Origin of the sequence: Sodalis-like endosymbiont of Proechinophthirus fluctus, from assembly GCF_001602625.1 — a bacterium.
Classification (GTDB): domain Bacteria; phylum Pseudomonadota; class Gammaproteobacteria; order Enterobacterales; family Enterobacteriaceae.
Genome location: NZ_LECR01000040.1, coordinates 67,230 through 73,692, shown reverse-complemented (window position 1 = coordinate 73,692; position 6,463 = coordinate 67,230). Strand labels below are relative to the sequence as shown.

Annotated in this window: 8 protein-coding genes and 1 pseudogene; 6 read left to right on the top strand and 3 right to left on the bottom strand. The window is 46.5% G+C overall.

Going from position 1 to position 6,463, the window contains the following annotated elements:
* Nucleotides 1-349: 349 nt before the first annotated feature.
* From BG74_RS04670 to BG74_RS14830, 5 genes are all read left to right on the top strand, one after another.
* Nucleotides 350-826: a phosphoenolpyruvate-utilizing N-terminal domain-containing protein gene (locus tag BG74_RS04670; RefSeq protein WP_073961081.1), complete on the top strand. Its 477-nt coding sequence runs from the start codon at nucleotides 350-352 to the stop codon at nucleotides 824-826.
* A gap of 195 nt (nucleotides 827-1,021) precedes the next feature.
* A complete protein-coding gene (locus tag BG74_RS19585; RefSeq protein ID WP_369678508.1) occupies nucleotides 1,022-1,411 on the top strand; it encodes a putative PEP-binding protein in 390 nt (129 codons plus the stop codon).
* A gap of 495 nt (nucleotides 1,412-1,906) precedes the next feature.
* On the top strand, nucleotides 1,907-2,272 hold the full coding sequence (locus BG74_RS04660; protein ID WP_066596938.1) for a class II fructose-bisphosphate aldolase: 366 nt from the start codon (nucleotides 1,907-1,909) through the stop codon (nucleotides 2,270-2,272).
* A gap of 154 nt (nucleotides 2,273-2,426) precedes the next feature.
* Nucleotides 2,427-2,621: a class II fructose-bisphosphate aldolase gene (locus BG74_RS19580; protein WP_187202630.1), complete on the top strand. Its 195-nt coding sequence runs from the start codon at nucleotides 2,427-2,429 to the stop codon at nucleotides 2,619-2,621.
* A 1,186-nt stretch (nucleotides 2,622-3,807) separates the two neighbouring features.
* Entirely contained in the window at nucleotides 3,808-3,975 is a 168-nt protein-coding gene (locus BG74_RS14830; RefSeq protein ID WP_204376313.1) for a hypothetical protein, read from the top strand.
* Nucleotides 3,976-4,256: 281 nt separating this feature from the next.
* Here the strand turns inward: BG74_RS14830 and BG74_RS19575 are convergent, their stop codons facing one another.
* From BG74_RS19575 to BG74_RS16725, 3 genes and pseudogenes are all read right to left on the bottom strand, one after another.
* The gene (locus BG74_RS19575; RefSeq protein WP_073961080.1) at nucleotides 4,257-4,481 is read right to left on the bottom strand and encodes an alkaline phosphatase family protein; all 225 of its coding nucleotides are present in this window, start codon (nucleotides 4,479-4,481) and stop codon (nucleotides 4,257-4,259) included.
* Between the two features lie 75 nt (nucleotides 4,482-4,556).
* Nucleotides 4,557-4,952 carry an ABC transporter permease family protein gene (locus tag BG74_RS16730; protein WP_244267296.1) on the bottom strand — a complete coding sequence of 132 codons (396 nt, stop codon included), beginning with the start codon at nucleotides 4,950-4,952 and terminating at the stop codon, nucleotides 4,557-4,559.
* Between the two features lie 1,042 nt (nucleotides 4,953-5,994).
* Nucleotides 5,995-6,093, bottom strand: a pseudogene (locus BG74_RS16725) (ATP-binding cassette domain-containing protein); the annotation flags it as partial.
* 156 nt (nucleotides 6,094-6,249) lie between these two features.
* Between BG74_RS16725 and BG74_RS14820 the strand changes: the two are divergent.
* A partial coding sequence (locus BG74_RS14820; protein ID WP_204376312.1) for a hypothetical protein occupies nucleotides 6,250-6,463 on the top strand: 214 nt, incomplete at its 3' end.

Genomic DNA, 6,463 nt, shown 5'->3' with positions numbered 1-6,463 from the left:
CGCCTGTCTGGCGATGCTGTAGAATGTCACGAGTACGGTTCCCCATAGCGGCGTTTTCGTTATTCCGATTATGGAAAATCCTTGGGGCTTTGTTGCCGCACTGATTATCGGTAGTCCACCATTACCACCGTCGTCCTGACGATGCTAAAGCCCGTATTGAAGGCGTCAGATATACAATCTGATACAGAAGAAGAGCCGTAAATAGAAGAACACTAACCCCAAGACAACAGCATTCATTCCTTCCTTACAGCGAGGGGAGTCATGTACAGTATACAGGGTATTGGCGCAACGGCAGGCATAGATATCGGTAAAATCTAGGTTATCCGCCAGATTCAATTTAATCAGTGCCGTGGAACAAAGCGACTCCGACCACGAATGGCAACGCATGCTTGCGGCGCAGCAACAGAGCTTGCAAACGATGTCTGGGTATCATGAGCAGGCGCAAAAGCGGTATTCGCCAGAGATGGCGAAAATTTATAAAGCGTATCGGCTTATGCTACAAGATGAAGTCTATCTCGACAACATTAAACAACATAACATTAAACAACATATTGATACCGGCCAGTGGTCGGATAGGGACATTATTTTGGAAACCGAGTGCTTGTGCTGTAGTTTAAGCAAGCAAAAGTCGGCATATTTAGCCCAGCCAGTAGAGGATATTCCGTGCGCTACAATAGAGGAATTGACACCGGCCGATATCCAGTCTATAGCCAGAGCAGTTAAAGGCTTCGTGACACGCAGTGGCGGAATAACCCCGCATTCGGTCATCCTGGCGAATAGAGTTAGGTATCCCGGCGATTGTTTGCGCAGAGATCGATCCAGATGATGAGTGTCTCGCGCGCTATTGGCAATTGATCAAGGTGGTACAGGAGCAAGAAGCGAAAATAAATCGATTGTCATAACTGGTCGCCTATGAGACAGGTCAGGTTAGCATCTATGCCAATATCACCGTACTCAGTGAGGCGAAGAGGAATAATTTACCTTTTACAGCCGCTGGCTTTGATGATGCTGCAACAAGATATTGTGTAACACGCACCCTGGATATCGACGGCGACAATCAGGTTGCTTATATCGGCATCGCGGCGGAGGAGAAACCCGTTTTTGGGTCACCGGGCCATATGCTACTTCCTCGAAAATCTGCCGGTCCTCTCTTGTTAATTACGGGATACTATTAAGGTCTTCTGCATTCATAATGCCAAAAATTCTGATTTCTGTGGTGACCACACTGGAGGAGCTACTCTTCACTCAGTCGCAAATAGAGCGTGAAAAAGTAGTATTGCACTATGGTATTACTTTTGATGACAATATTTCCCTCATAATTATAATTGAAAAATCGGACACAGCAATTATGGAGGACGTGTTTTCCGCCAACTGTTATTTTTTCATCATCAGAAACAATGACTTGACGTAATATATAACGGCCATTGGTCTTTACAATAGTAAACTCAGCATCTGTATTGTATGCATAACTCTACCGTACTGCAGATGATCAATCATGTGATTACCTCTGCGCGAAAAAATTTCATCCTAGTTCACGTTTGCAGTTAAATTTTCTCTAAATTTCCTCTAATGAAAAGTAATCTATTATTTAATAGAATCCGGGGTGAATGAATCAAGTGTAACTCTACTGGTTATCCCTAAAGACAAATATCTTATGGCCAAGAATACAGAGCACCATGAAGTTAGATGCGCGTTGGCTTGAAAATATCATGTATCAATAAGTGAAATTGCTGACCTGGAACGGAAATTGATAAAAAAGTGAAAAGGTAATGGCTCTTTAATTATACTAAATTTCATTGACGTTAAAGATACCTTGGCTATCTGATATTTATCAGAGATAGGAATAACTGTTGCTTAATCATCTGTCAGTAATTAAAAAAATTGAGGTATTATTGTGTATGTAACTATGAAAAAGATATTATACGATGCGAATAAAAAATTTAATAGCGTGATTTTATCCAGCGTTATTAATCTGGAATTGGTGCTCAGTACTATCATGGCTGTGCAAGAAGAGAATGCCTCAATCATCATTAACATTGGTTATGGTCAAATGAGTAAACATGGCGATGGCAGAATTATTTCCGGTATTGTCAGAATGCTAGCCGCGCGGGCAACAGTGTCCATGGCGATGAATATTGTCCACGGTAAGGATTATAAGAAAGTTACCCATGCCTTTCGCCATGGGTTTTTCTCGATCATGATTGATGTTTCTGAATGTCCGCCACGCCAAAGAGGTAGTGATACTTTGCCATTCTCAGAATGTCACGACTGAAGGTAAAATCAGTTTTATCAGTCAAGCGATTAACACTGATGAAAAAACTGGATTTATTTACTCCCGTTTAGGATGCGGTGCATTTTTTCTAATCCACCGGCGTCGATGCTTTAGCTATTGCTGTAGGGACCGAGCATGGTAAATACCCTAACATATTGTACCTAAAATTAACTTCGACTGCATTTTACAAATTAAGCTGGGGACTGGAAGAACCATGATACTGTATGGCAGCTCTGATTCAGGTGAAGAAAATATTCGCCAGAAGTTTTCCTGCAGTATTAATAAAATTAACGTATGTACCGATACGTTTGTCGACCTCAAAGAGGGATTAAAAAACCATGCTGCGTAAAATGCCCGACATCGATTTCATGCCAATGATAATTAATATGGAAACGACAGTTAAAAAACTTTACAAGATTATATCTCTATTTCTAGCTTCAGAGGAAATGCAGAGAATTTTTATTTTTCGTCTTCGTTGAACGCTTTATTGAATTTGCCTTGATTTCATTGTGGCGCTCTAGCATGTGTTCTCCCAACGTGTCCAGAGATTTTTTAAAGGAGTATCATCTATGTACCACCACGGGATTAGCATTAGCCAACATAACGGTAGCGATTTGAAGATGATGGTCGAAAGCGATGGCTGGTGTTTGTTTGCATCAAAAACTGGAAGCTGGAAAAAACCTTCATCACCTGAGGTCTAAATTTTATTGTCCAGCAGTTTGCACGTTTTGTCATCGTAAAAAAAGATGAGCATGTAAAGTAAACCTGGCGTTTCACGCTGTTCCTCTCGAGCCCTGTAAAGTCTATTGTGTCGCGAGAGGAGTCTAGCATAGCACCATAACTTTCTTAAGGGTGAAAATGGCGCTGATTGAAAATCGTAATACCAGCGTTGAAAACAGCGAATTTATGCCGCTCAATGACCACATGCATGCCGAGCTCAATGCCTCGTTGTAGTAGGCATCTGCAACCGAGGCCGATTTACGAGCCCGGTTGCCGCCTCCGACTGTACTAGCCCAACTGATGGAATAGTCGAAGATCAGGTAACTCATAACGACGTAGTATAGGCCGGTCGGTCGATTGTGGTATTCGGCGTTAACGGCCGATTCGGAATAAAAGGCACGTGGGATTCCGTGATCTCGCCGTGCGTACGTAGCCGATGATCTTTCAAGCTCTCAAGGTCATGCAATTCGACACTATTGCCAATGTAAACATTCTTTTTCGAAACCACCACGTCCGCCTATCTATCCTCATACAAATCGAACAGACGGCAGGCTGTTACATTTCAGGGCGTAATCGGCACTGTCAATGAATCGGCACTATCAATGAAACTAATATGATCGATAATCGCCTGTACTTTGATGTTCCCTTTGCTCCGTAATCAGACAAAGCTACCCAATGCGCCGTGGTAGGCGACAAAGGAGTCGGTGATTAGGAAAATAACCGTGGTTTCCCCAGCACCAAACTCGGCGTCGAGGATCCCCCTGCAGCCAGATGATATTCGGTTCGCCCCGGTCGTTGTTTTTATCGCTCATGCCGTGATCGGCGATGAGTCACAGCACGATACCCTGCTGTGCCAGCTGGCAGAAAGCCTCATCAAGCTACCGATAGAACACTATGGCCTCAGATTCCTGCCGCGCTCGTTTATGCTGGACGAAATCGGTCAAGGAAAGGTACATCACATCTGGGCGGTGGTCTTGCAGTAACCGGATGTCGTCCTATAGCATGAACAGCGACAGCGTTATAGAATACATGCCTAACTTAGGCATGCCGAGGCTAGCAACATCGTTGATATCATTTTCAGCCAGCGTACAGCGGTCTGCATATTCGGAGGAAAAGCTGATTGACCCTAGCTGAATTCCAGAGACCCTTGCCTAGCTGGCAGCGTAGCTTAATTCTTCACAGTAATGGAAACTACCTTGGCGTCGGCGGTTGGCAAATTCGGCGAGTATGGTTTCTGCCCGCAGCAATTATAGCCCTGTCATCACTAACGGCCCCAAGTGTGGTTATCTAGATAAAAATTTCCTGAAATACCGTGCTGGGACGAGGGAACTCCCGTGACAATCGACATATTATTCGGACAGGTGAAGGAGGGCATGACGCTGGTCAAGACCGCCGTATAGCCTTGCTGGAAAACGCTGGATGTTGGGGATTGTCCTTGCGCTAGGTAGGTTTGCAGATATTCAGGATCACCACTGTCGATACAGACCACGACAACGAGGATTTCAGGATGGCGGTAGGGGAGATACCGTTGATAGTGAGAACTTGGTTCATGTTTGTTCCTTTCTCACACAGTGTTATAGAGCGGGTTACCGTATGGGAGATTAAGAAGCGTGAACCGGGCATAGGAGGATAGTTTCTTTACGCCAAAGATAAATAAGAAAATCATCAGGATGATGGTGGCTACCTGATAGAAATGGAACATTTCCATGACTATCGCAAGTTCGGATCCGATGCCTCTCGCGCCGAACTTGCCGGGCACACAAACCGAGGAACGTAGCGCTTTTTTACAGTAAAACAGGCTGCTGTTTATCAGACTGGGTACCGACATCGGTAGGGTGGCGCAAACAATAATGGCTAGGCGCGGATACCCCATGGTCGATAGGACCTCAGGCGCGGCCGCCTCTTCGACTTCTTCGATGATTTCGGCGAAAAAGAGAGCGCAAAACCCGATCGTATCCATTATGAGCGTTAGCCTCTCGGCGAAGGGAATCAAGACCGACCGAGGCAACGAAAAACAGTGCCCAGACAAGGTTAAGCATCGTGCGAATAAAGCTTACCGCCCCACGGATAGTAGTGCGTACCGCGGGATGCAGCGTGTAGTTTCTGGCCATCAATATCTCTAACGGCAAATTGAGGATGATTATGGTGTCCACCAAGCGCGATTTGAAAGCGTTCATTATCGGCATAGCGCGATCAGTGGCGGGAGGCCATCATGTATTTGGCAATCGTCGCTATGTTAGGCAAGCCACGCAGCAGCTGCAGCACGGATATTCCCGCGGAAAAGAGCGACCAGGCGAAAAAGATCACATTAAGCGGCGAACAGCAGTGACGAGAGCCATGACGGCGATTCCTATCGTCCAGGCAGACGGGTGTGCAGTTTTTCACTCATACAGACCTCGTAATTGTTCAAGGTTAAGGTCGCGGCCTGGCGCACTTAGATTCAGGCTGGTGTTTTGCAATCCCAGGATGCGATCGGCATAGCGCAGCGCGTGCTCCATATGATGTATCACGAATATCAGCGTGATCCATTCGCGCCGCGCGAGCTAGGAAAAGACCTGTATGACGTCTTCACTGGTGCGCGGATCCAGGCTGGTGGGCTATAAGGCTCATCGACGAAAATGATGCACTTTTTTCGCATCAGTGCGCGGGCAACTCTGGCGGCAACTGACAATGGAGACGCGCTGTGATTGGTTTTCGGACAGTTCATATACGCGTTGTCCTCCGCTAAGTGGTGCGAGTTTCACTTGTTCCAGATAATACATCGCATAATCCCGATGTTCGCGGGAGGCGATCCTGTGAAACCACATGCACGGCTTGCGTGACCAGGCCATTCCGCCATGGAGCACGTTGGTCAGCACCGAAAGCCGATTGACCAGGTTGTGTTTTGGAAAGCGAAGACAACGCGCTAGTAGGCTCCTGGCCAGGTAGCGATAGGTTAAACTGATAATATTGATCCCCGCTAACTGTACATCACCAACCGGTATCTAGCTCAATCAGACTCATAAGCAGCGCAGCAGCGTACTTTTCCCGGCGCCACTACCGCCGATAATAGCGACGCGTTTCCCATAAGGAATGTCAAACGAAACGCTCGACCAGATGGGCAGTCCCGTTACGAATCGTTTACCGAAAGACCCCCACACGAGTAAGGCGACGGGGTGTACTGATCGATCCGATGCTGACGTGTTAATCCTCTATGAACTCGGCATATTCGGGATTACAATGTGGTGCGGTAAATGGCTCGCACCACATTGTAATCCTTGTTCACTATCGCCGTTAGAAAAGCGTATGCCTTAGCGCTTGACGTTCTCAGCCCCTTGGCCAATGCTAGAGCTATTAACGACACCGAATGGTCAACGATCGCCTGGCGCAATGTCCGGATGGTCTGCAACTCGGATATGCGTCCTCGCCATCAGCAGATCGTTAGGCAGACCGCTACGGGCGAGGACGCAGCAGCCGTCTGCTGTCTATTTG

Bases quoted from the DNA above. Each gene is read 5' to 3' on its own strand.
- BG74_RS04660 (WP_066596938.1), top strand. From the start codon at position 1,907: ATGAAAAAGATATTATACGATGCGAATAAAAAATTTAATAGCGTGATT.
- BG74_RS16730 (WP_244267296.1), bottom strand. From the start codon at position 4,952: ATGGATACGATCGGGTTTTGCGCTCTCTTTTTCGCCGAAATCATCGAA.